The 20,457-nt window shown below is 41.3% G+C and carries 35 protein-coding genes; 8 read left to right on the forward strand and 27 right to left on the reverse strand.

The window, feature by feature from the left end; genetic code table 11:
- Positions 1–30: 30 nt before the first annotated feature.
- Positions 31–159 carry a hypothetical protein gene (locus H6G75_RS33570; protein ID WP_277884099.1) on the reverse strand — a complete coding sequence of 43 codons (129 nt, stop codon included), beginning with the start codon at positions 157–159 and terminating at the stop codon, positions 31–33.
- 94 nt (positions 160–253) lie between these two features.
- Between H6G75_RS33570 and H6G75_RS20575 the strand changes: the two genes are divergently transcribed.
- Positions 254–568 (forward strand): hypothetical protein, encoded by a 315-nt coding sequence (locus H6G75_RS20575; RefSeq protein WP_190981845.1) that lies wholly within the window; start codon positions 254–256, stop codon positions 566–568.
- A 66-nt stretch (positions 569–634) separates the two neighbouring features.
- Here the strand turns inward: H6G75_RS20575 and H6G75_RS20580 are convergent, their stop codons facing one another.
- Both H6G75_RS20580 and tnpA read right to left on the reverse strand, forming a co-directional pair.
- Positions 635–997 (reverse strand): hypothetical protein, encoded by a 363-nt coding sequence (locus tag H6G75_RS20580; RefSeq protein WP_190981846.1) that lies wholly within the window; start codon positions 995–997, stop codon positions 635–637.
- 95 nt (positions 998–1,092) lie between these two features.
- Positions 1,093–1,536 carry an IS200/IS605 family transposase gene (gene tnpA, locus H6G75_RS20585; RefSeq protein WP_199337952.1) on the reverse strand — a complete coding sequence of 148 codons (444 nt, stop codon included), beginning with the start codon at positions 1,534–1,536 and terminating at the stop codon, positions 1,093–1,095.
- 5 nt (positions 1,537–1,541) lie between these two features.
- Between tnpA and H6G75_RS20590 the strand changes: the two genes are divergently transcribed.
- A complete protein-coding gene (locus tag H6G75_RS20590; protein WP_190981847.1) occupies positions 1,542–2,687 on the forward strand; it encodes an RNA-guided endonuclease TnpB family protein in 1,146 nt (381 codons plus the stop codon).
- Between the two features lie 121 nt (positions 2,688–2,808).
- Here the strand turns inward: H6G75_RS20590 and H6G75_RS20595 are convergent, their stop codons facing one another.
- On the reverse strand, positions 2,809–3,030 hold the full coding sequence (locus H6G75_RS20595) for a hypothetical protein (RefSeq protein ID WP_190981848.1): 222 nt from the start codon (positions 3,028–3,030) through the stop codon (positions 2,809–2,811).
- 109 nt (positions 3,031–3,139) lie between these two features.
- Here H6G75_RS20595 and H6G75_RS20600 point away from each other — a divergent pair, with 109 nt between their 5' ends.
- On the forward strand, positions 3,140–3,736 hold the full coding sequence (locus tag H6G75_RS20600) for a hypothetical protein (RefSeq protein WP_190981849.1): 597 nt from the start codon (positions 3,140–3,142) through the stop codon (positions 3,734–3,736).
- On the opposite strand, the gene H6G75_RS20605 is transcribed toward H6G75_RS20600, so the two are convergent.
- The 12 genes from H6G75_RS20605 to H6G75_RS20660 form a co-directional block, all read right to left on the reverse strand.
- Complete coding sequence (locus H6G75_RS20605; RefSeq protein WP_190981850.1) at positions 3,733–4,026, reverse strand: hypothetical protein; 294 nt, start codon at positions 4,024–4,026, stop codon at positions 3,733–3,735. The two genes, H6G75_RS20600 and H6G75_RS20605, sit on opposite strands and share 4 nt — an antisense overlap.
- On the reverse strand, positions 4,008–4,241 hold the full coding sequence (locus H6G75_RS20610; RefSeq protein ID WP_242051594.1) for a hypothetical protein: 234 nt from the start codon (positions 4,239–4,241) through the stop codon (positions 4,008–4,010). The genes H6G75_RS20605 and H6G75_RS20610 overlap by 19 nt, the downstream gene beginning before the upstream one ends.
- A 136-nt stretch (positions 4,242–4,377) precedes the next feature.
- Complete coding sequence (locus H6G75_RS20615; RefSeq protein ID WP_190981852.1) at positions 4,378–4,980, reverse strand: hypothetical protein; 603 nt, start codon at positions 4,978–4,980, stop codon at positions 4,378–4,380.
- A 19-nt stretch (positions 4,981–4,999) separates the two neighbouring features.
- The gene (locus tag H6G75_RS20620) at positions 5,000–6,565 is read right to left on the reverse strand and encodes an FtsK/SpoIIIE domain-containing protein (RefSeq protein WP_190981853.1); all 1,566 of its coding nucleotides are present in this window, start codon (positions 6,563–6,565) and stop codon (positions 5,000–5,002) included.
- Entirely contained in the window at positions 6,547–6,762 is a 216-nt protein-coding gene (locus tag H6G75_RS20625) for a hypothetical protein (RefSeq protein ID WP_190981855.1), read from the reverse strand. Before H6G75_RS20625 ends, H6G75_RS20620 begins: the two co-directional genes overlap by 19 nt.
- Positions 6,763–6,788: 26 nt before the next feature.
- Positions 6,789–7,463: a hypothetical protein gene (locus H6G75_RS20630; protein WP_190981857.1), complete on the reverse strand. Its 675-nt coding sequence runs from the start codon at positions 7,461–7,463 to the stop codon at positions 6,789–6,791.
- 38 nt (positions 7,464–7,501) lie between these two features.
- Entirely contained in the window at positions 7,502–7,939 is a 438-nt protein-coding gene (locus H6G75_RS20635; protein ID WP_190981859.1) for a hypothetical protein, read from the reverse strand.
- Positions 7,930–8,400, reverse strand: coding sequence for a hypothetical protein (locus H6G75_RS20640; RefSeq protein WP_190981861.1), 471 nt, complete (start codon positions 8,398–8,400; stop codon positions 7,930–7,932). The genes H6G75_RS20635 and H6G75_RS20640 overlap by 10 nt, the downstream gene beginning before the upstream one ends.
- Positions 8,366–8,890 carry a hypothetical protein gene (locus H6G75_RS20645; protein ID WP_190981863.1) on the reverse strand — a complete coding sequence of 175 codons (525 nt, stop codon included), beginning with the start codon at positions 8,888–8,890 and terminating at the stop codon, positions 8,366–8,368. Before H6G75_RS20645 ends, H6G75_RS20640 begins: the two co-directional genes overlap by 35 nt.
- A gap of 132 nt (positions 8,891–9,022) precedes the next feature.
- Positions 9,023–10,417 (reverse strand): RNA-guided endonuclease TnpB family protein, encoded by a 1,395-nt coding sequence (locus H6G75_RS20650; RefSeq protein WP_190981865.1) that lies wholly within the window; start codon positions 10,415–10,417, stop codon positions 9,023–9,025.
- A gap of 103 nt (positions 10,418–10,520) precedes the next feature.
- Positions 10,521–11,366 (reverse strand): hypothetical protein, encoded by an 846-nt coding sequence (locus H6G75_RS20655; protein WP_190981873.1) that lies wholly within the window; start codon positions 11,364–11,366, stop codon positions 10,521–10,523.
- 670 nt (positions 11,367–12,036) lie between these two features.
- Complete coding sequence (locus H6G75_RS20660; RefSeq protein ID WP_190981875.1) at positions 12,037–12,351, reverse strand: hypothetical protein; 315 nt, start codon at positions 12,349–12,351, stop codon at positions 12,037–12,039.
- 494 nt (positions 12,352–12,845) lie between these two features.
- Between H6G75_RS20660 and H6G75_RS20665 the strand changes: the two genes are divergently transcribed.
- Genes H6G75_RS20665 through H6G75_RS20680 form a run of 4 tightly spaced genes read left to right on the forward strand, consistent with a single transcriptional unit; the run spans position 12,846 to position 14,660 of the window.
- The gene (locus tag H6G75_RS20665) at positions 12,846–13,172 is read left to right on the forward strand and encodes a hypothetical protein (RefSeq protein ID WP_190981877.1); all 327 of its coding nucleotides are present in this window, start codon (positions 12,846–12,848) and stop codon (positions 13,170–13,172) included.
- Positions 13,173–13,186: 14 nt separating this feature from the next.
- The gene (locus H6G75_RS20670) at positions 13,187–13,768 is read left to right on the forward strand and encodes a GNAT family N-acetyltransferase (RefSeq protein WP_190981878.1); all 582 of its coding nucleotides are present in this window, start codon (positions 13,187–13,189) and stop codon (positions 13,766–13,768) included.
- A complete protein-coding gene (locus H6G75_RS20675) occupies positions 13,755–14,282 on the forward strand; it encodes a hypothetical protein (RefSeq protein ID WP_190981880.1) in 528 nt (175 codons plus the stop codon). Before H6G75_RS20670 ends, H6G75_RS20675 begins: the two co-directional genes overlap by 14 nt.
- A gap of 3 nt (positions 14,283–14,285) precedes the next feature.
- Complete coding sequence (locus H6G75_RS20680; protein ID WP_190981882.1) at positions 14,286–14,660, forward strand: hypothetical protein; 375 nt, start codon at positions 14,286–14,288, stop codon at positions 14,658–14,660.
- Between the two features lie 15 nt (positions 14,661–14,675).
- On the opposite strand, the gene H6G75_RS20685 is transcribed toward H6G75_RS20680, so the two are convergent.
- The 4 genes from H6G75_RS20685 to H6G75_RS20700 all read right to left on the reverse strand — a co-directional run bounded on the left by H6G75_RS20685 (position 14,676) and on the right by H6G75_RS20700 (position 16,614).
- Entirely contained in the window at positions 14,676–15,047 is a 372-nt protein-coding gene (locus tag H6G75_RS20685) for a hypothetical protein (RefSeq protein WP_190981884.1), read from the reverse strand.
- A gap of 127 nt (positions 15,048–15,174) precedes the next feature.
- Positions 15,175–15,390: a hypothetical protein gene (locus H6G75_RS20690; RefSeq protein WP_190981886.1), complete on the reverse strand. Its 216-nt coding sequence runs from the start codon at positions 15,388–15,390 to the stop codon at positions 15,175–15,177.
- 88 nt (positions 15,391–15,478) lie between these two features.
- On the reverse strand, positions 15,479–16,345 hold the full coding sequence (locus H6G75_RS20695; protein WP_190981888.1) for a hypothetical protein: 867 nt from the start codon (positions 16,343–16,345) through the stop codon (positions 15,479–15,481).
- The gene (locus tag H6G75_RS20700) at positions 16,345–16,614 is read right to left on the reverse strand and encodes a hypothetical protein (protein WP_190981890.1); all 270 of its coding nucleotides are present in this window, start codon (positions 16,612–16,614) and stop codon (positions 16,345–16,347) included. The genes H6G75_RS20695 and H6G75_RS20700 overlap by 1 nt, the downstream gene beginning before the upstream one ends.
- A 139-nt stretch (positions 16,615–16,753) precedes the next feature.
- Here H6G75_RS20700 and H6G75_RS20705 point away from each other — a divergent pair, with 139 nt between their 5' ends.
- Positions 16,754–17,518 (forward strand): Rpn family recombination-promoting nuclease/putative transposase, encoded by a 765-nt coding sequence (locus H6G75_RS20705; RefSeq protein WP_313934880.1) that lies wholly within the window; start codon positions 16,754–16,756, stop codon positions 17,516–17,518.
- A gap of 169 nt (positions 17,519–17,687) precedes the next feature.
- On the opposite strand, the gene H6G75_RS20710 is transcribed toward H6G75_RS20705, so the two are convergent.
- From H6G75_RS20710 to H6G75_RS20740, 7 genes are all read right to left on the reverse strand, one after another.
- Positions 17,688–18,110, reverse strand: coding sequence for a type II toxin-antitoxin system VapC family toxin (locus tag H6G75_RS20710; protein ID WP_190593368.1), 423 nt, complete (start codon positions 18,108–18,110; stop codon positions 17,688–17,690).
- Positions 18,107–18,328, reverse strand: coding sequence for a hypothetical protein (locus tag H6G75_RS20715; RefSeq protein WP_190981892.1), 222 nt, complete (start codon positions 18,326–18,328; stop codon positions 18,107–18,109). Before H6G75_RS20715 ends, H6G75_RS20710 begins: the two co-directional genes overlap by 4 nt.
- A 46-nt stretch (positions 18,329–18,374) precedes the next feature.
- A complete protein-coding gene (locus H6G75_RS20720; RefSeq protein ID WP_199337953.1) occupies positions 18,375–18,764 on the reverse strand; it encodes a hypothetical protein in 390 nt (129 codons plus the stop codon).
- Positions 18,765–18,814: 50 nt separating this feature from the next.
- A complete protein-coding gene (locus tag H6G75_RS20725) occupies positions 18,815–19,138 on the reverse strand; it encodes a hypothetical protein (protein WP_190981894.1) in 324 nt (107 codons plus the stop codon).
- Positions 19,139–19,197: 59 nt separating this feature from the next.
- Complete coding sequence (locus H6G75_RS20730; RefSeq protein WP_190981896.1) at positions 19,198–19,776, reverse strand: hypothetical protein; 579 nt, start codon at positions 19,774–19,776, stop codon at positions 19,198–19,200.
- A 107-nt stretch (positions 19,777–19,883) separates the two neighbouring features.
- A complete protein-coding gene (locus tag H6G75_RS20735; protein WP_190981898.1) occupies positions 19,884–20,201 on the reverse strand; it encodes a hypothetical protein in 318 nt (105 codons plus the stop codon).
- 55 nt (positions 20,202–20,256) lie between these two features.
- Positions 20,257–20,424: a hypothetical protein gene (locus tag H6G75_RS20740; protein ID WP_190692777.1), complete on the reverse strand. Its 168-nt coding sequence runs from the start codon at positions 20,422–20,424 to the stop codon at positions 20,257–20,259.
- Between the last annotated feature and the right edge of the window lie 33 nt (positions 20,425–20,457).

The following is a 20,457-nucleotide window of genomic DNA, read 5'->3' on the forward strand; positions in this document are numbered from 1 at the left end:
TGTAGATGGCATCAAGAGTAGCAACAAAACTTAAGCTAGATATTTATCTATGATAATTGCTGGCACACCTTTCATAGGAAGAATTGAAAAATTGCGAATCAACAAGCGATAACTGTGCCAACACACAAAAGCGATCGCACAGCAAATGTGCGGATTCATGAAGATAGCTTATGAGCAATTCCCGCACAAACACGGATTGATTGAACGGTGTGTTTAGGTAAAACTGCATTGTGAAAGTTACCAAGGTACATTTATGAATGATATTGCAATGTTAAATATCCGTGCAAATGAGCAAATAAATTTTGAGGCTTTAGAAACGGCAGTAGCAGCGACAGAAGAAGAGTCAGTAATATTAGCCGAAAAACTTACACAAGTTGCACTTCCTTTAGAAGTATTGTTGCAAGCACTGAATATAGCTAAATATGATAAAGAAGCGGCTTTTCGATATGCCGATAACTATATAAGTGGGATAGTTAATCAAACTAGAAAGCCAAAATGGATTGTAATAAAAACTGGCTCCTTTTCTAAAATGAAATGGAATTGTACGAAAAAAGCGAGAATTGCTTAGTATAACTTGAGAAATTAAATACAATCAATAGAAATGCGCTTGCTACTAATTTAGAAAACAATTTTTTTAATCAATACGCTCAGCCTTTGATATAGGAATTTCTAAAAAATCAAATCCATTTTCAACAAGCCATTGCTTTGAAATTTCATCAGGACGATTAGCAATAAAGCTGCAAGCGTCGTCTAATTCTTCAAAAACTAGGTTACAAATGGTTGGGTGCTGATAATCTCCTACGCCCATTACCCAGACCTCTTGCCCGTAGTTAGACAAATAAATCCTGACTACATTATCAGGGTAACAATGCCAGTTTTCGGGGTCGGAAACTACAGAGATCGTATCTGTTGGTGCGGGTAGTTCACGATTTATTCTCCCATCTGGGAATTCAGCCCTGTATTTGGCTATATATTCTTGAATCTTGAGTTTGGGCATATTTGTAGATGATCATACGGTTTAATTTGATTTTATGACTGGGAGTGCGATTGTCCCTCCCTTGACCAAAAGAATGGGATACAAGCCCCGTCGTTCTACGACGGCTTTTCTTGATTTCTGATGTACTCCTTTAGGATCTCTAATGGCGCACCTCCTACGGACACAGCAAAATAACTGGGACTCCACAAGGCTTCTTTGTGGGGCTTTTTATATCCTGCTTGTCCATATCTGCGACTAGAAACACCTTTCAAAGCATTAACTATTTGAGAGATAGACAATTTAGGTGGATATTCAATAAGCGCGTGAACATGATTATCTTCACCATTAAATTCAATTACTTGAAAATCCATCTTTTCGGCTACTTCTCTAAACGTTTTATCAATTAATTCAAGACTTTCTTTTGTGAATACAGACCTACGATATTTGGTAACACAGACCAAATGAATTTTTAAATCTGTGACGCTATGTCTTTCTCTACGGAACTGGCTTGTCACTTCTTGTATGCCAATGTATAATACTCTTACAGACCAATTATACATTATCTATGAAAGCTAGATATCAATTCCGTTTCTACCCAACAGACCAACAGCAACGGCTTTTAGCTCAGTTGTTTGGTTGTGTTCGCGTAGTTTGGAATGATGCTCTAGCTATCTGCAAGCAGTCCGAAAAGCTACCAAGTAACAATGACTTGCAAAAGTTGGTGATTACCCAAGCTAAAAAGACATTGGAACGTTCATGGTTGTCTGATGTTTCTAACATTCCGTTGCAACAATCTGTTGCTGATTTGGGAGTTGCTTACAAAAACTTTTTTGATTCTCTCAAGGGTAAGCGAAAAGGTAAAAAGGTCGGTAGTCCTAAATTTAAAAAAAAGTCCGCACGACAATCAGCACGATTTAGAATTGGTGGGTTCTCAATCAAGGGATATGAAGTATATTTAGCCAAAATTGGTAATGTTAAGCCTATTTGGTCGAGAGAATTACCAGCATCGCCTACATCTATCACGGTCATAAAGGATTGCGCTAATCGCTATTTTCTTAGTTTTGTTGTAGAGGTTGAACCAATCAATATTGATGCCAAAAATCAAAGCATTGGTATCGACTTGGGAATCACAACTTTTGCGGTTATGAGTAATGGGGATAAGGCAATAAGCCCTGATTACTCAAAGAAAGACCGCAAAATTCGTAAACTACAACGCAAGTTAGCAAGACAACAGAAAGGCTCTAAACGTCGTGAAGTCACCAGATTAAGAATTGCTAAACAACACCTACATATTGCAGATACCCGTAAAGATTTCTTACACAAGTTATCAACCAAAATAGTTAGCGAGAATCAAACTATTGTTTTGGAAGATTTGAATGTATCAGGAATGGTCAAGAATCGTAAGTTAGCAAGAGTGATTAGCTTGCAGGGATGGAGAGAATTTCGGGTATTTTGTGAGGCTAAATCTGAAAAACTTAATCGGGATTTCAGGGTAATTAGTAGATGGGAACCTACTAGCCAAACTTGTTCTTGCTGTGGGTATCGCTGGGGCAAGATTGATTTGTCTGTTCGCTCATTGCTGTGCTTGAGTTGTGGTACTGAACAAGACAGGGATGAGAACGCATCCCGAAATATAGAAATGGTCGGCATGGGGCATCGGCACGACCTTAAGCGGACGGGGAGCGACCATAAGACTACGAAGAGTAGCTAGTTGCTGTGAGCCGTCAAGAATCACCGCACCTTCAGATCGGTGAGTATGTCAAATTCGATACCTTAATACCTCTCGAAGAAAAAAACAGCCGAAACTGTCTCGCATTGAAAATTACTTGGGATTAGCCATAAGCTAATTTTTTGGCATATTCTTGTGCTTCTACACCAGATAAAGAATCAAATGCTTGAATTAACGGTATGGCTTCTTGACCTCTAGCATCAAAAACCAGTGAATAGCAATGGGGTTCAGGAAGTCCTGGTTCTGTCAATTCCGCAATCCAAAGCCAACTTTCGCCCTCGTTATCCAAATAATCGTAATGTAGATCGGGTCTTTGTTTGGACATGAGTTCTCCTTTTAGTTATACTGTCTTTTTTAAAAATATTTAGCGTAGCTATTCTTTGTTATGCAGGCGTTAATATTGGTAGGGACGGGTTGTATAATCAAGTAAACTTATGTCTTACAGTGATTTCACCCTCAAAAAAGTGAAAACCGAATTTAACCTCACCATAGTTGAGCGTCCCACCTTTTTTGAGGAAATTGAACCTATAACTCCAAGTGATTTTTTATCGACATTTTTAGAAAAACACTTACCATTAGCTCTAGCAGTGAATACTGAAAAAGCTAGATCCGAATGGTTGATATCTCCAGTTGTTTTAGAAATCAAAGATATATTACCTAACCAAATTAGCTTATTTTCCGGCACAGATTTCACTGTTGATTCTTCTGTTGGGCTAAACGGAGTTTGTGATTTTCTCATTAGTAAATCAACGGAACAATTATTTATTGAGGCTCCAGCAGTGGTAATAGTGGAAGCCAAAAGAGAAGATTTAAATGCAGGGTTAGGACAGTGTATTGCGTCTATGATTGCTGCTCAAAAGTTTAATCAACAAAATCAAACTCCTATTCCCACAATTTACGGAACCGTCACTACAGGCGATCGCTGGAAATTTCTCAAATTAGAAGACACTATCGTTACTATTGGGTTGCTAGAGTATAACATTCCTCCAGTTAATCAACTGCTAGGTATGCTTAAGAGCTTTGTATCTTAGTGACCCAGCCCCGGAAACAGCCGCCCCCACACCGACTTCTTCTGACTTTCACCGCCAGTCTCAAACACACTACCGAAACCCCGATGCCCCGCTTGTGATTCCAGCACGTTTAGATCGTGGATCATTTGAGCAAATTCGGGGTTCTCTCTGATTAATTCGTCCTCTAGTTCCAACTCCTGTTGTAATAACTGTGCATTCCGCCGCAAAAGCCGCCGTTGGTTGTGGCGGCGGCGGATTTCGGCTTCTGATAACAGCAGTTCTTCTTCAAAGTTCACATCGTCGTCGTACATTGGTTTTCTTCCTCAATTAGTCCAAAATACTCTGCTGAGATTTCCATCAGGTAGGTGAGGGCTAGGCAGTCGCCGTATTGAGTGTAGATTTGGGCGATCGCCTTCAACACTTCCGGCATGTTTTCTGGGGTAATTTGCTGGAATTTCGCTGCCAAGTGGTATGCCGAGTGTTCGCCGTCGGGTTCTACAACGGGTACATCTTCTTCCCAGATCATCAGTTTACGCCGGTCTAATTCTGCGAGGCTTTCGGCGTTGACGGTATCCAGGATTGAGTCGGGCAGATAGTGAATTAGTTGTTTTATCATCCGATTAGAGTTAAAAATGTTAATGCTGTTGAACTTAGTTTTGTCCTTATGGGCGCTGAATCTGTTGCATAACAGCAGTAGGAGTGATTTTTTTCAGTTCTGGCAATACTCCCAAAAACAGCGAAACAGCCAGTACCAGAATCAAAGGATTCGCCTTAGCTACATTAAACCACCAACGCCAGTCTCTAAAATTTGGTAATTGAGGCAATCGAAAATTACCAAAACTAAAATTGCCAAACCCAATTGATACTCGACTACCAGGAAGCCACTCTTCATCAATATTCACGAAAATAACTTTGATGCGTGGGCTTTGCTCAACCCTTGAGGCAGTTTTAAGCGTGGATGGTTGCTCTCGCGCATCAGGTGTCAGAAATCCCATCACCACTAACTTGTGACTGTTGTTCAGTCCGTAAAGGTTGAGTTGGCCGATTGCTTGAAAAATAGTGTCACGGGTAAGATATTTTTTGCACTCGATAATCGCTCCGCCCTGCCAGGTGCTAACGATGTCTGCTCTACCGCCGTTGGCAGGCACCTCTAAGTGAGCCTGGAATCCACGCTCTTTGAGGCGATCGCTAATATATTTTTGTAAGTCGCTTTCCTGCCAATAGTCGGGAAAGCCAGCAGCTTCAGCAAATTTAGATGGCAACATAGAATTAGGGGTATAAAAACTAAGCGGGAATGTTTTCAAAGCGATACGCTTGAAATCTTTTATCCAACAAACCTGACTGCACGATACCGTCCCCACGTCCCTGAAGTGCGGTGACAGATTCTCCCCGGCGCATTAAAATCATGCGTCCACTGGTGGCATCGACACAACGGAACGCGATTCGACAAGGCAAGTTATCACGTAAGTCTGGGGGCAACCCTTGGGGGTCTTGCTGTCCTCGCTTCGCTCCACGTTGCAAGCCAACTACTACATGAATTTTCAGTCCCCTTCCACGACGGCCGACTTCACATAATTGAGCATCGTAGGCTTTTCGCTGACCATCATCCAACGGGACAGTACCTTTGTACTCATCGATGAATAATATCCAAGGCTGTTGCTCGGCTAACTCAGCTTTGGTCATTGAGTTTCGGCGATCGCACTCTTGGAAGTACTCACCCACAAACTCATAAGTGCGCCCCATATCATTCATAGTGATGCTGTCGAATCGTTCAGCAAAGTCTTCGTAGTCTGAAACTTTCCCGCCACACACATCCACCCGCGCACCTTGCATGAGTAAGCAATATGCAGCTGCTCGAAAGAAGTTGGACTTACCAGATCCCGTCGTGCCAACTACGAGTAATTGGGGTGTGTCCTCACTAGACAGGTCGATCACTACTTCCCCGTCTAACGACTGTCCTAGCACAATCAGGCGCTCACTTTGTTGCCAGTGTCTTGTCGGAAAATCATAGTAAGTGCGGTCTTCTGGACGCAAAGGAACTTCGACGGCAATTTGTTCTGGTGCATAAATATAGCAGGGGAAATCGCTACTACCTATCCCCAGTGCAAGTTTAGCTGCGGCCTTGAATTTAGGTAAAGAATTGAAATCCTCCGTTTTCATGGCGAAAATTAATCTTTCGTAGCTAGGCGCTCTGTCAACTCTCAAGCATTTAGTTTGAAAACCAACAACACCCGCCGCTTTCTCCAGCCCTTCTATCTTTGATGACTGTGGTAATTCTGCTTCTACTTCTGGCGCAATCTCAACAACATTAGAACTATGTACAGCCGCCCTGACTTGTTGTGCCTGCAAGGCCAATTGTCGCTGATGAATTTCTGCCTGTAACCTCGCTTGTTCCAATTGCATTTCTGCTTCAGAGGTAGCGAGTAGTACATTGCCCAAAGACTCACCATTCTGAATCATTCCTAGAGCCATGCGGTTTACAGCCCCATTCTGTCCAGTTAATGACAGTACCTCAGAAAATAAAGGTGCTGTTTGTTGCAGAAGACTGAGTTGCCGTTCGGTTTCTTTATCAGATTCTTCATATTGCCGTTTGCGTTCTGCCGCCGAGGACAGATATTGCAATTGCTCTGATGCTTGAGTTTCTTTTAGGGCCACGAGCATGTCTTCGGCGCGTTCTTTATCAATATATATCTTCTCTAGCTTTCGTAGCTCGATACCGGCGTAACTGGAGAACGCGATCGCTGCCAGATTCGCCGGAATAAAAAACTTCACATCCCTGGGATTCGCTGTCAAGGCGCATACCAGGGCAACTAGTCCACCACCGCCAATTTTTACCCAGCGAAATAACATTTACACCACCCAAAGGCTAACCCTATAGCCACTACCTGCAACAATTTTGAATCGCTAGTTTTACCTTGCAAATAAGTAATGACTGCTGCTACCCCAATCACTAAAAATGACCAGGGCAACAAACTAATTAACTGCGCGATCGCACTAGCAATAATGAATCCACATATCCAAGTCAATAACTTACAAACTTCTGACATTTCACTGCCCCCCTGCCTAACTCTGCCTAACTAACGCTTCTGATTCGTTGGGTAACACCTGGAGTCCCAGAATACCGAGCGTTTCTTAATTCCTGGAACCGAGCTACCAAGTTGCTGGATTGTTCTTCGTAAGGAGTTGGTTCTTTCTTTGTTGTTTCTTCTGTCAACTTCTGCAATTTCTTGTTTTTGCCTTCCGAGTATTGAGAAGAAATCTTACCCAAACTGATTTTTAAATCATCCTGAACACCTGTAACGCCACTACGAGCATTACCAACTATCTGTCTAAATTTGGATTCTAAATTAGCTAATGACATAGACAAGTTTTTTTCTAATTCAGCTATTTGAACCCTGGATTCAGCTACATTTTCGCTAACTTCTGCTTGCTTTTCCCGAACTTTATGTAGAGCCTTGAGGTAGCGACTAAGAGCAGATGAATATTCTGTCCAGTTTTTGACCTGGAATTCAGCCCCTTTAGCCTTATCTAACATAGAGGCTACATTTTCCTCTGTTAGATCACCAAAGACTGTGATATCTATTGGTAGCATGTCAGCTATTCGCTGCGCGTTTTCCCAGACAGCTGACTCAAGCCCAAAATGTCCGTCTGGGAATACGATGGCTTTACCAATATCACCGCCTAAATCGGAAAGAACTAATCCTCCAGATTCTTTCGGCGCTTCCGCTTTGTTTGTGTTTTTTACCATTGTCTAACTCCTAATTAATTGCAAATTGCGAATTGCTATCATCTGACATTAACCAATGAATTGCAGGGTTGATATTCCACAAACACATCATCCTCAAATTGTTGCCATTCGCCATCTATGGGGCGAAAATATCGCATTTGCTCAGTCGGTATTTGTTCAGGTAATGCCAGAGAATTATCACCTACTCTAATTTCCAAATTAATATCAGGAAATTTGAAAACGTTATTTTTTTTGATTACCCTGACTTTCTCTGTGTCAATGCCTAATTTCATTCCTAGATGAAGTACGATTCCCTGCTTCTTATATCTCTGCCAATAGTAAGACCATTCATTTTTATCCAGGAAATTGACATTATTTTTGGGAACACCATTTTCAAATAAAAGGGCTAATATCCCCAAATCAGGATAATGAATTTTGGCTATTCCTGTGTTGTGTTCATCGCTCCAATAAGCTCTATGAAAATCTGCTATTTGCAAAATTTTACCTCCAATTTTTTAATTAACATTTTGGCGACGGACTGCCACACCAAAGACCATGCTCTTTGATTTTTCAGTCGGAATTGAACCGCCGCAATATCAGCTTGTGAGGGAATAACATTGCCATAGACTTCTAGGTTGTTAATCGCTTTTTGAAAACTAATAACCTCATCTTCTGCTGGTGGCAAGTCGGGCGCGACGGCAGTTGCTAGTCGCCCCATTACCCCACTGAGTGTTGCCGATTCTGTTTTAATCCTCTGCAACTCCTCAGACATCACCTCAATGGCTGCTAAATTTGATTGCGCGATCGCTTGCTGGAAGTCATAGAGTTGGGCTTCGATTTGGCGTTGCACTTCCTCACTGATCAGTTCAGTAATTTCAGCAAACCCCTGTCCCTTACGGACGGAATCAATAAATTCCTGCACCTCATGCGATACTGGCGGTGTACTCGAATTTCCCATCTTCTAAATCTCTCCACTCGATTTTTACGCCTACATGAGATGCAAACCCTTCTACAGTTTTCTTCATTGTCTCAAAAGGCAAATAATCACAACTGTCAATCAATTGATCCAGTTCCAACTCAATAAACTGCTTTTGTGTTGCCGCTAATTGTTCGCGTTTTCTTTGGGCTATTTCTTCTCTGGCTGATTGCTTTCCTTTTTCTCTGGCTTGCTCTAAAGCTTCTAATCTGGCAATTTCTAATGCTTTGGTTAGTTTTTCTTCTTCTGTTACTTGTTGGGCAATCTGTTTTTGCTCCCGGACTAATCGCTCCAAAATCGCTAGTCTCAAGTCTTCGTCGAAGGCTATCTCTAGCTTTTCAACAACTAGCGCAAATGCACTTGGAGCCTGAGTAATTTCTGGCTTTCTGCTCTTGACCATGCTCCTGGACTGGGGCTGAATAGTCGTCGCCGCCTCTGTTAAGGGTACTGTTAATTCACCTTTCCGTGCCATCTATATCTCCTGCATTAACAATAGTGACAATATTCTCCGCCCATCACAAAATTAATCGTGAAGGCTAAAACGTTGTTGAATTTATCGAATAGTCGGATCATGCAATTCTCCTTTTTTGTGATGGTGAACTACCTACACCGACCCGAAGGGCGGTGTAGGCTTCTGGCATATTTTTAATGTTTCCAGAACTTCCTTCGAGGTACTATTAGTAGTAGATTGAGTTACTACGAGATTCCCTCTACGGCGTTTTATTGTTGGGAACAGTCCCAGCCCAACACGCTTTATGTTGATTCCGGCGTTAATATCGCGGTCAACAATCAGCAATTCATATTCATCCCAATACTCGCGGATGTTGCAATCGGTGAATATGAATTGATCACGATACGCGAGTAATTGAGATGTATATGCAGGTTTTACTGCCATCGTCCTAGCCCCAGCTTTTCCAGCTATGTATTCTAGGATTATGAAAAATTGTCCAAATGCAGCGTCATTCCAAGATTTATTTAACCCTGACTTAGCTGACTGACCATTAGGAAGATAACTACCATCCTCATCTTGCTTTGCTTTATTCCTTTTAGATAAAGCTTTTAGATTTAAATCTTCGTGTACAAAAACTTTCTTACCAGTCCTGACAAGAGAATGAGCAGTTTTAAAAGCGTGGTCTTTTCTCGCCCTGGCTACACGCTGATGTTCCCGTGCTTCTCGTTTTGCTAGTTTACGTCTTGCTCTACTGCCTTTGTTTTTAGCAGATTTACGACGCGACACTTTAGCTAGTAGTTTTTCTAATTTTCTGAATGATTTCAGTGCAGGTAGTTTGGTATTTTCGCTAGTAGCCAGGTAATCATCTTCATGAAGTACCGCATCTAGTCCAATCGTATTTTCCCATGTCGGTACTATTTCATCAGGTGTAAATTCTGGTACGTTTGGATCTTCCAAGCAAATAGTTAAATACCATCCATCCGACTTTAAAGTTAGTAGCGCATTTTTGAGCGTAAACCCTTCAGGTAGTGGTCGGTGTAGTCGTATTTTTATCCACCCTTTGAGTTTAGAGAAAGATACAAATAACCAATTTTTCTCTACTTGCTCTATAGTTATAGCTTGTCCGTCTATCCTCATAGTGCGGTAACGAGCAGCATTTTTAAATCGTGGTTTGCCACTACGATTGCCGTTGCTATCACCTTTGATAAAACGACCAAATGCTAAATCTACACGTTTGCAAACATCCTGTAATGTTTGGGATGGTACGTGAGAGAAATCTAGTAGTTCTCCAGAATGAAAAACTTTTATCAAATCTTCTTTGATAGAAGGTAATTGCTTTTTCTGAGAGTAATAACTGGGATTATCTCGCAGTTGAGGCAATGGGCAAATTAACGGACAAGCATTGATATTATTGCGGTTGTTCTCCCACCAATCAAACCTATCACCCAGTTGCTTGTTGTACCAGTATTGGCATATTCGCAACCAATAATTAAGTTCTAGCTTTTGATTGGTATTTGGATAGACTCGATACTGATAGTTAAGCAACAAAGCAACTCACCTCCTGTTTTTAATCACTGTTGTTATTTCAGAGCAATATATTCAATCCTACGGATTGATTTGGTTGTCGGTCTTTTAGTCATCGTCCAAAAATTCATCCCACACCGCCCTTCGGGTCGGATGCGAGGCTTCTCTTTGTTTTAGCTAAATTTTTCCATCGTGCTAATTCCGATGGGGAATAGTGTCTGCGCTGGCTAAACTCTCCCCACTTATACAATGTGCGTATCGAGACTTTATACCCGTAAGCTGCGAGGTATTTGACTAAATCTCTTCCCTTGCACCCCCTCATCTGCCAAGTCAGCCATATTTTGGCGCTCGAAGCTGTTTCAAAGCTCATCGCTCTACGTGACCAGTGCCTCATCATCACAAATAATTGAGACTCTGAAGGAAACTTTTGTGTGGGATGGTCATGCCTCCAGCAAGCCATATACGTTAGCAGTGAAGCTTTTCCTTCTTCTACAAACCTCTCGTACTTGGGAATACCCAGAAATTGTTTCCATGCCGCCCAACAGTTCCGCGAAAGTTCCCGCCCCATAATTCGGTCACAGCACTTCTTGACTTCAGATAGTGCGATTTTTGGGGGTTCTTGCTTCACTTCATCTGCTACAAACAGTTCACCTGAATTTACTTGCTCACAGAATTTCTCCAGTACTTCATCAATTTTATATTCGTTACTTTTGTGGAAGTCTCTCAAACTTCTATATGTCACCTTCCGCCCTGGGAAGTGCTTCCGAAGCCACGCCAAGCATAGCAGCATTTCTGTCTGCTCCTGGGTGTATTTTCTTTTTGCCACAGGCTTCCCTTGCGGGTAATTCGCCCCCGCTAAATGCTCCCAGTCGTACCATGTGCGATCGCTAATTTCTCGTCCACGGATCTGCTGACAAATTTTTCTCAGAATGGATGATTCGCTCATCCATTCTTCTATTACTACTACTGGCATGGTTCCAACTCTGCAAAATCAAAGTGACGACCAAAATTGAGAGACTAATTGCGATGATCGCTCCACAAAATTCTAACAAACCTGACGGATTTCTTTCTTCTATTTCTATAACTTCAACCTCTCCGTCAAGAGATGTTTTTGTGTATTTTTCTTTCCTGTACATGAGGGTGTAAGGGTGTGGGGGTGTAAGGGTGTAGGGAAGAAGTTTTTATTTGTTCGCGGACGAAACTTAAAACAGTAAAACTTTTGATCTGTATTTGGTATTGAATTTTAACAGCATCCTCCTATCTAATTCTTTCTACTCGCACCCCTACACCCCTACATCCCTACACCCGTATATTTAAACACTGATACTTGGTTGAACAATACTACACTCACCCCTAACTCTGAAAAAAAGAGTGTCTGATTTCCGGGATTTTAAAGTTGAAAAAGGGACACTTCACTCGCTAACCTTCTGCCGATTCCATGCTGGATAAGCATTTCAGCCGTGTAGTATTACAGTAACATGAATCTCTATGGATTTAGCAATGAATTTTTCATGCTCTTTATCGAAAGTTCCGCAGAGTGAATGTAGTCTGTCATCAAAGGCAAAAAGCTTGCAGAGCATTGATTTTATGGTGTGTAGGCTTGTAATCACTCAAAAAGTAAGCAGGGCATTTTTTGAAGAGATTTATCGTAAAGCTGGTTTTAGTTGTACTGAGTCTCTATGTATTTTTTGCAGCGCATCTAATCGAGCATTTACATTCACTCCATAGCTTTCAAATGTTTGCTCTAACTCTCTTTGGGACATTTCTTCAAAGTCTGATATAGCATTTCTTCCATGTTTTAGCCCTAGAAATATCTGAAGTTCTAGTATTCGTTTAATTTCCGACCAACCAAATCTTGTTCTCTCGAATAAGCCCAAGGCTTTCAGGTACTTATTTATCGTGTCCCTCGACTGAATTCTTAACAATTCTCGACACTGTGTTTTGTTCAGATACTCCATTCTTAAAGTCGAACCGTTGAACTATTTATATAATATAAAACCCGCAGGGGGCGGGCAATAAATTCACTTACACAATGTGCAGTTCTTTTCCTTAAATTGCACATTGTGTAAGTTTGACGTATTTATTTCTAACCTGTGGATTGGTATTTAGAAATATATGCAGCCTGTTCAACTCTGTTAATGTCCTTTGGTTAACTCGGCGGTCGCCATTACTCCACTTGTCAACAGCTGAAGTGGATACTCCCATTAGCTCGGCAAGTGAACGATGATACATAGGATGAAGAGTGAAAAAGTCGTTTAAGCTGGTGATTTCTGTCATAATTGCGCTTGCTCCTGACTACAGGTAGGTTCTGTGTTGGGAGAAGCCCTGATGACTGACCTCATCGGGGCTTTTCTTTATTTTGGACTATTTAGATTCATAAAATCAACTAAATAGATACTAAATGGTATCTAATAATCGATAAAATCAGGAAGTATTGTTATATAAATTCCACATGATTAGAAAACGCGATCGCCGATTTCCGGTAAACCTTCCTATTGTTAAAGAAATCCGTTTATCTCTGTGGGGACATACCAGAGGTGTTTCTAAGACTCGTATGGCTGAAGCTATTTTGATTGACCGGGTATCTAGTGCAGATAATTGGGATGAAGTTTGCAAGGACTTGCGGCAAGAAGCTGCCATATTAAAAATTCCTGTCGAAGAATTAATCAAGCAAATACTTAAGGCTGATAAGTACGACGAATCTATAGATGTGGATGATGTTGACTGGAGGTGCCTCATAGAGGATGGTGAAATTGAGTTCCCAGAAGCAGATGAATAATTAAAGTCATTGCTATGCAAAGCAACGTCAGACTAATTCGCGGTCAAGATAGCATCACCATAGAAGCAGATTTAGTAGAACTAAGACAAAAACACGCTGATGAATATACCTCCCGGTGGAAAGAACAGTTAAGTTTACACGGGCAAGAGGATAAATTCTGGGATTGGGAATTTAAACTTCAGTTTGTCATTAGCAGACAACCAAATCGGGAAGGCTTTGCAATTGAGTACGAAGATGAAACCCAAGGTTTGATGATCATCGAAATTCAAATGCACGGCTCACGTTTGGCTCCTGGGAAAAGATTAGTGTATGTTGATGGAATTGCCTCTGCACCTTGGAATCGAGAGGTGATTCAACGTCCTCCAAAGTATAAAGGTGTTGGCACTGCTCTATTAAGCTTTGCCAGAACTCGTAGTTTAGAACTGGGTTTTGAGGGTAGAGTAGGACTACACTCTTTGCCTGGAGCAGAAAAATTTTATGAGCGTCAAGGCATGATTGATTTGGGAGCAGATGAAGATTACGATGACCTAGTGTATTTTGAGTACGGGTTGTGGCGTTCTTCGAGCAGGAGGTTGGGGATAGATGAATCGACATGAATTTAATGAGAATCATGATTACTCTGGTCAAAACAACCCAATGGATTTATTACTTGATGAAGCTTGGTTACGGCAAGCTGTAGAAGCTGAGGAGCTTGTTGGTGGTAACATTGGTGCTGGATTAAACTGGGGAAGTGCATTTGGCGACCTCATACTCAACTTTGAACTCCTGGGGCGTTTAACAACATTGCGTATCTCCCTAAATAAAGAAGTGCGGTTACTACTTAATAACTGGAATTTAGGTACAGCTACAAAAATTGCTCTTGTAGCTGCACGAGAGAGAATATTAGAAAAATTAAGGTTGCCCACACCACAGGTAAAGCAATTAGTACTCACAACTTTGGGAAAAGATGAACTTTATGGTGAAGAGTTCATTTCTAACCGAGAAGTACTACGCGAGTTGCTAGAAGTTTTATTAACACCACAGGATTGGGAAATGATTGCCGCAGTTGCCGCAGACTCTCTCAAACAGCAAATTATTCATCAAGCTACTGGCGAAAAAATCTCAGCATAAAATATGATTGAACCGACACCAGAGCAACAACTTTTTATGCAAGATGATGTTTCCACCCGCTTACATCATTTGGCAAGTCACTTGTCACAAATTCAGTCTTTTTGGACTCAAAACTCATCGAAGGATTTAATGCTGCCTCTGGTAAAAGAAAGTCGGTATTTTATTGAGTGGACTGTGCCAGACATGGTGAAAGCGGATGACATTGACCGGGCTTGTGAATTGGTTGATTTAGTGCGTTTAATGACTCATTGGCTATTTCATTGGGACGAAATATGGTCTGATGCCCAACAAAAACAAGCTGCGGCTGTTGCAAGTGGGGATTGGTTGCGTCGGGTTTTGGAGATAGCCGATACAGAACCAGAACCACTAAGTGCTTAATGCTGGGGTGATTAGTTAGGGCTTGCTGAACTTGTCGTGATCTGGACAAATATCGCCCTCTACTCCTAGCGGATGAATTGCACATACAAGCTTCACCCCTCCATATTCCAGACCATGAAAATTGCGACACCCTCTGCAAGGTTTTGGTATTGCTTGAAGCCTTTGCTCTCTAGTTCTGTCGATCTCTTCATCGAGTTGATATTTGAAAAAACGGTTGAGGGCTGCGGCTTGCAATGCTGTTCCACCTAGCATGAAAGATATAGCTGCAAACCAAGTCTTTGCACCTTCTCCCTTGATTACTCCTTTAATACCGATAATGCTACCAATGACTAATACAATTGCTCCACAAGCAGCCACAAAAAGGTTTAGATATTTAAGCTTTAACATTTTGGCTCTCCTATTGGGTTCCATCAAAATCCAGGCATCCATTCAACAAAGCACTTCCTAAAACTCCTGAAATACATACCAACATCCCACCTAAACATTGTGTTTACTCTTAATATTGATATTGCTCTTATTTGTTGAGATAACCTAAAATGGATGATTCATCCGAATCTTGAATAAGCCCAATTAATCCGTGTGGACAATCACACTCTAGAACTTCTTCAAGAGCCAACGCATTTAGATTATTTTCTTGACAAACTTTGGTAAAAATTTCCGAGTATGTTAGCTCTAAATTGGTTTCTAGTTCTTCTACTCTTAATTGAATGATGCGTGATAATTCTGCCATATTTTTTCCTAAATAACTCTCAAAAAAATGAGTGTAGCTTTCGCTGGAAAAAATTAGCAGCCGTTGTGATGGCTGCATTATTAAATATCTAACGAGAAGCTACAGGTGTTACCAGTCCTGCAACATAATTCATCCACTGTTGGATGGCTTCTATCTCAGGAGTCCCAGAGGCGATCGCTCCCAAAACCTGCTGTTGATATGAACTGCTGGCATGATCTGAATTAACCTTGTCAGCAGCCCAAGCCAAGCAAATATCTCTCACCAGCCTATCAACAACAGCAACAGGAAGTTGGCTAGGAGCCGAAGCATCTTGAAACTGCAACCACTCTTTAATTAAGTCCACTGGATAATTAGTCAATATGCGGACTTGTTTTACGCGCAAGTCTTGGGGATGAACTGTATTAGATTTCGCAGGCGTTGGAGAAGGTGGTTGTACAACGGGGCGATCGCGTTCATCCTCGTCTAAATCATATTTAGGACGGGTGAATAATCTTGATTGAATCTGCTGTAATAGTCCTGCCCAGTCAGCGTTTGCATCCCAATCTCTACGGATTTTAGTTTTGCTGATAGCATCATGTAATCCACAGAAAACGACATTCTCCCCTCCAGGAGTAGCAACAATTGTTAGGGGTCTAGAGAAATCTTCTACAACTGATGCAGCAAGTAAAAAAGACTTAGTAAAGTTAGTCTCAATTCCACTTCTGACGATATATAAATCATCTGCAAAGACAACAATATCTAATTTAATATTGTCTTTGCCTTTGAAATCTTTACCAGTCACTCTTAACTCACTCAAATAGCCTGTTAATGCTCTGTCGGCTACCGGAGTCTTTTTATCAAGACTAACATCATAGTTATACCAGCCATAAGCCTGACCATCAATTTCTAATTTGTTGACATATAAATAAATGGGATATGGAGGATTACCCAAGCCTAATTTAATTTCAGTGTTCATTAGAAGTTCTCCAGTTCATTAGTAGTATTGTTTTGTGCAGATTGTTTGTACATTCTGGCTTTATTCATTTGGTGGGATGAGGCTTTAATTAATGGCATTGCTGCTTTTTTAACAGATTCCTTGGCTTGTTCAAAAAGAAACTGTGTTGCTCCATCTGCGTCTTCTTCTGGGTCTATTTGACCCCAAAGAGAGCAGCCTAGTTCTACTGATTCAAAATCACCCAGATTAAATTTTCGGTGATAAGTGACAGAGATTGTTTTGATTTCCATACAAATATAGTCAATCTTCCAATGATTTTCAGCGCAGCTATTTTTTAATAGATGAATTCTTTAAACTATCGATTATAATTAGTTATTATAGCTAATTCAAAGTGAGAAAAGTCTGCCATCAAAATTAACTAAATAATGAATGATGTTTGACAATACTTGTAAACTGATTGCTGAATTATATTCTCCTGATTTTGCGACTTGGCTGTTAGGCGAACCTATTACTTTAACTGTATTAAGCCCAACAGGGGTGACTTGGGAACCAATGCGGAATGATGGCGTGATACTGTTGCAATCAAACGAAGTTGTATTGCATATTGAATTCCGAACAAAGCCTGATGAAAATCTACCTTTCGAGATGGCTTATTACTATGTGCGAATCTACGAACGCTTTCCTGACAAACAGATACATCAAGTAGTAATTTATCTAGAAAAAACTACATCTGAGCAAGTGTATAACACCACATTTTCTACTAAAAAACTTCACCATAAGTTTGAAATAATTCGATTGTGGGAGCAATCCACAGATATATTTCTAAAATCTATAGGATTGCTACCATTTGCCGTCTTAAGTGCTACGGTTAACAAGGTTAAAACACTACAACAAGTAGCTGCAACTATTGATACACTTCCTCAAAAACAAGCACAAAGTCATATTTCGGCGGCTACTGCAATCTTAGCTAGTTTAGTTTTAGAGGAAGAAGTAATTGAGCGTTTGCTAAGAAAAGACGTTATGCGCGAGTCAATCATCTATCAATCATTTGAGGCTGAGAGGAGGAACAAAAAAGCCCGTGAAATCGCCCTCAACCTGTTAGCCGAGGGCATGGCTGTTGACGCGATCTCTCGACTAACAGGTTCACCCCCAGAAGCAGTACAACAGTTACAGCAGCAGCAAACCAACGAGTAACTTAAGATACCTGCTCTTGAGCTACCCTCGCCTCCACAAACATTCCAATACTGACTACCCCACCAAATATCTCACCACCTGCGGATCTATCGCCGCAATTTAATGCTTGATGGACTGCGGAGGATTCTTGAAAAACTGCTTCAAATCTCGGCTTTTGATTGGGTAATAACTAACCAGACCAAGGGTTAAAGATGACAACCCCTGTTCCGGCGAAATCATTTTCGTTCCGAGTTACTAATGTTAGAGAATATTGCAGGACTATGGCAGCAATTAAAGAATCCATTACAGGTAGAGGTCGCCCCAAAAGTTCTAGTTGTCCGACTAAGTTTCCCCATAACATCATCGTTGAGACATCAACGCTTAAAATTCTTTGTTCAAAGCGATGAGGTAAGGTTACATTTAACCAAGTCAAGAGAGAATCTTTACGCTTAGATGTAGGAAGTTTACTGATACCTTTAGCAATTTCACCAATTGTAATTACACTCAGGTAAAGTGTTTCTGGCTCTTGAGCATCTAACCAGTCTAAAACTTTTTGATTTGGTTGTTTGACAACCAGTTCCGAAATTAGGCAGGTATCAAGAAGGTAAGTCATGGCGTAAAGGCATCATGTGTCAGGCTGCGATCTCTGCTCAGGTCAAGTTCTTCACCCACTTCAGCCAAGGGGGATTGACGAAAAAATTGGGAGAGTTTGGTTGGTTGTTCTTTTTGAGTATCCTGTATTGTGAGACTTTGGGCTAGGAGTTGAATAATATACAGTTTCTCATTCTGGTCAAGTTGAAGCAGTTGTTGTTCAAATTCTGGGAGTAACATGATACGGTTTAGGCTTAGGATAATTTTATTTTACTTTCGCACTCGATTACCCCACCAAATACCTAATAACTTGTGGATCTATTTGGGAAATCCGCGTTCTAATTGACTGCGGAGGGTTCTTGAAAAACCGTTTCAAATCTCGACTTTTGACTTGGTAACAATGGACAGAACGTTTTTTTGCTTTCAGCCAACCCTGCTTCACCCAATTCCTCACGGTATTTGAATGCAAACGAAGGTTTTTAGCAATCTCACGACAACTGTAGTTATCTAAAGTAGGTCGTGCAGAGTATCCCAAAGATTGTAATTTTGATTTCACTGCTGATACTGTCCGATGATAACCTCTTCTTTTGAGCCGAAAAGCTATTTGCTCTGGAGTGTACATTTCTGCCATCTCATGAAGGGTCGCTAGTTCATCCTCAGCCCATCTGATGCTCATGATTTAATCTCCAAATTTTTATGATTGTGTGGCGACTTTTTGATTTCTGTTTACGCTGCAATGTTTTCGTCAGTTACTCTGGTCATACTTGCAGCCGAATCATCAAGTGCTACTGCTGCGTTCAAGGGTTTGGCGTACTGGTTCTCGTCTACTTCGTTTGTCCAGTGCGTGATGTGTTGAAAAACCAAACCCAGCATTGATTCGCCTTTGTAAACACGGTAGATTTTTGGGCGAAAACCGTTGCAGTAAACCAGCGTGTAACCTGAAATTTCGATTACCTCTGCGTTTGGATGATTCGGGGGTAAAAGTATCGGTTCGCAGCATTCACCCCAGTCGGGATCTTGAAGGAATAACATATTTGCTGTAATTTGCATTTATTGTGGTGAGGTAGCGATCGCTCTCTAAGGATGCGACCGCTTTTCTACTGTCGGTACTACGCCGCAACAGGTTGTCTGATTCCCAACAGTGCAATCGCCACATCAATATCGATAGCCGTGCGACTGCCCCCCAACTGACTGCACCTGCTGTACCATTTGCCTTCGAGGTTACAGCCCAGGAAACCCACACGCTGACGGTTGAAATAGAGGGTGGTGCTGAAACTGAGCCAGTCAATCTCTCCGTGTGTTAAACCGTATTTTTGACAAGCTGTTTCTAATTCTTCGCTCAGGCGATCGTTGCGTTCTCTTGGTGTTTCGGGTAGGGTTGCTTTAACTTCTGCAACTCTCTTGGAAAACCAGTTGCGGTCGAATGGCAAGCGTCCTCCGTTACTTAATTGCACCCATACGGTGATTCCAGCTTCGATCCAAATCGTGCGGATTGATTCGGCTTCCACTTCGATGATCTCGGCAATGATGCGGCGGTCACGAGATGTAAGCGGGTCTGTAGTTTGAGTTGCTTCTTTGGCTTGTGCTTCGAGGTGGTTGTAAAATTCTGCTTGTGCTGAGGTTTGCTCGTCTATTGTGTTGCTGTTAAAGCTTTTGGGTGCTTGCTGTGTATATGGGAAATAGTTCATAATAGAGTTCACCTTATTAGGGATAAAAGGCGATCGCTTAGTTTTCTCAGGACGTGCGGTCGTCTTTTGTTTTCTTAACTCTATTGTCTACTGATACCAGACAAATGTCAAGGGGTAATAGACACAATTGTTACTGCTGTACTAAAAAATTCTTCAATACTGCTGTTTAAAGCTTTGAGAAGAACGGAGATTTTAGGAAAAGAAACCGTAGAAGCTGAATTATCATACCTTTCGGGGTCTTCGAGCATGTGAATGTACTGGTGAGAAATACGCTCTCCAAGCTCTGCGGTTTTTTCAGAAATTGAGCGGACAGAATGACTGCCACGTAATGCTTTCAGGCGTTCACCTAGCTCTTTATCCCAGTAAATAGAAGCAACGTATTTTGTATCCAACATAATGATTATTTGTCTACCAGCACTTGCCATAATCTAACAGATTTTATATTCTATAGGTACTAGACAACAAAAGCGACCGCCTCCACTAATCTTTATCGAAGCGATCGCCCTTATTGTTTACATTGCCAGGCGCGTCAAAGATTTTTAAATCATGATGCGTAATTTTATGATGCCATACAACTGCTAGTAACAGTAGACAAACAATCTTGGTAAATAAGAGTGCTGGCAAGCGTTTTGACGATTTTGTTAACAAAATTCCTCGATGCTTAATTCTTTAGTGGGCAAG

Origin of the sequence: Nostoc sp. FACHB-280 (genome assembly GCF_014697615.1) — a bacterium.
Classification (GTDB): Bacteria; Cyanobacteriota; Cyanobacteriia; order Cyanobacteriales; family Nostocaceae; genus Nostoc_B.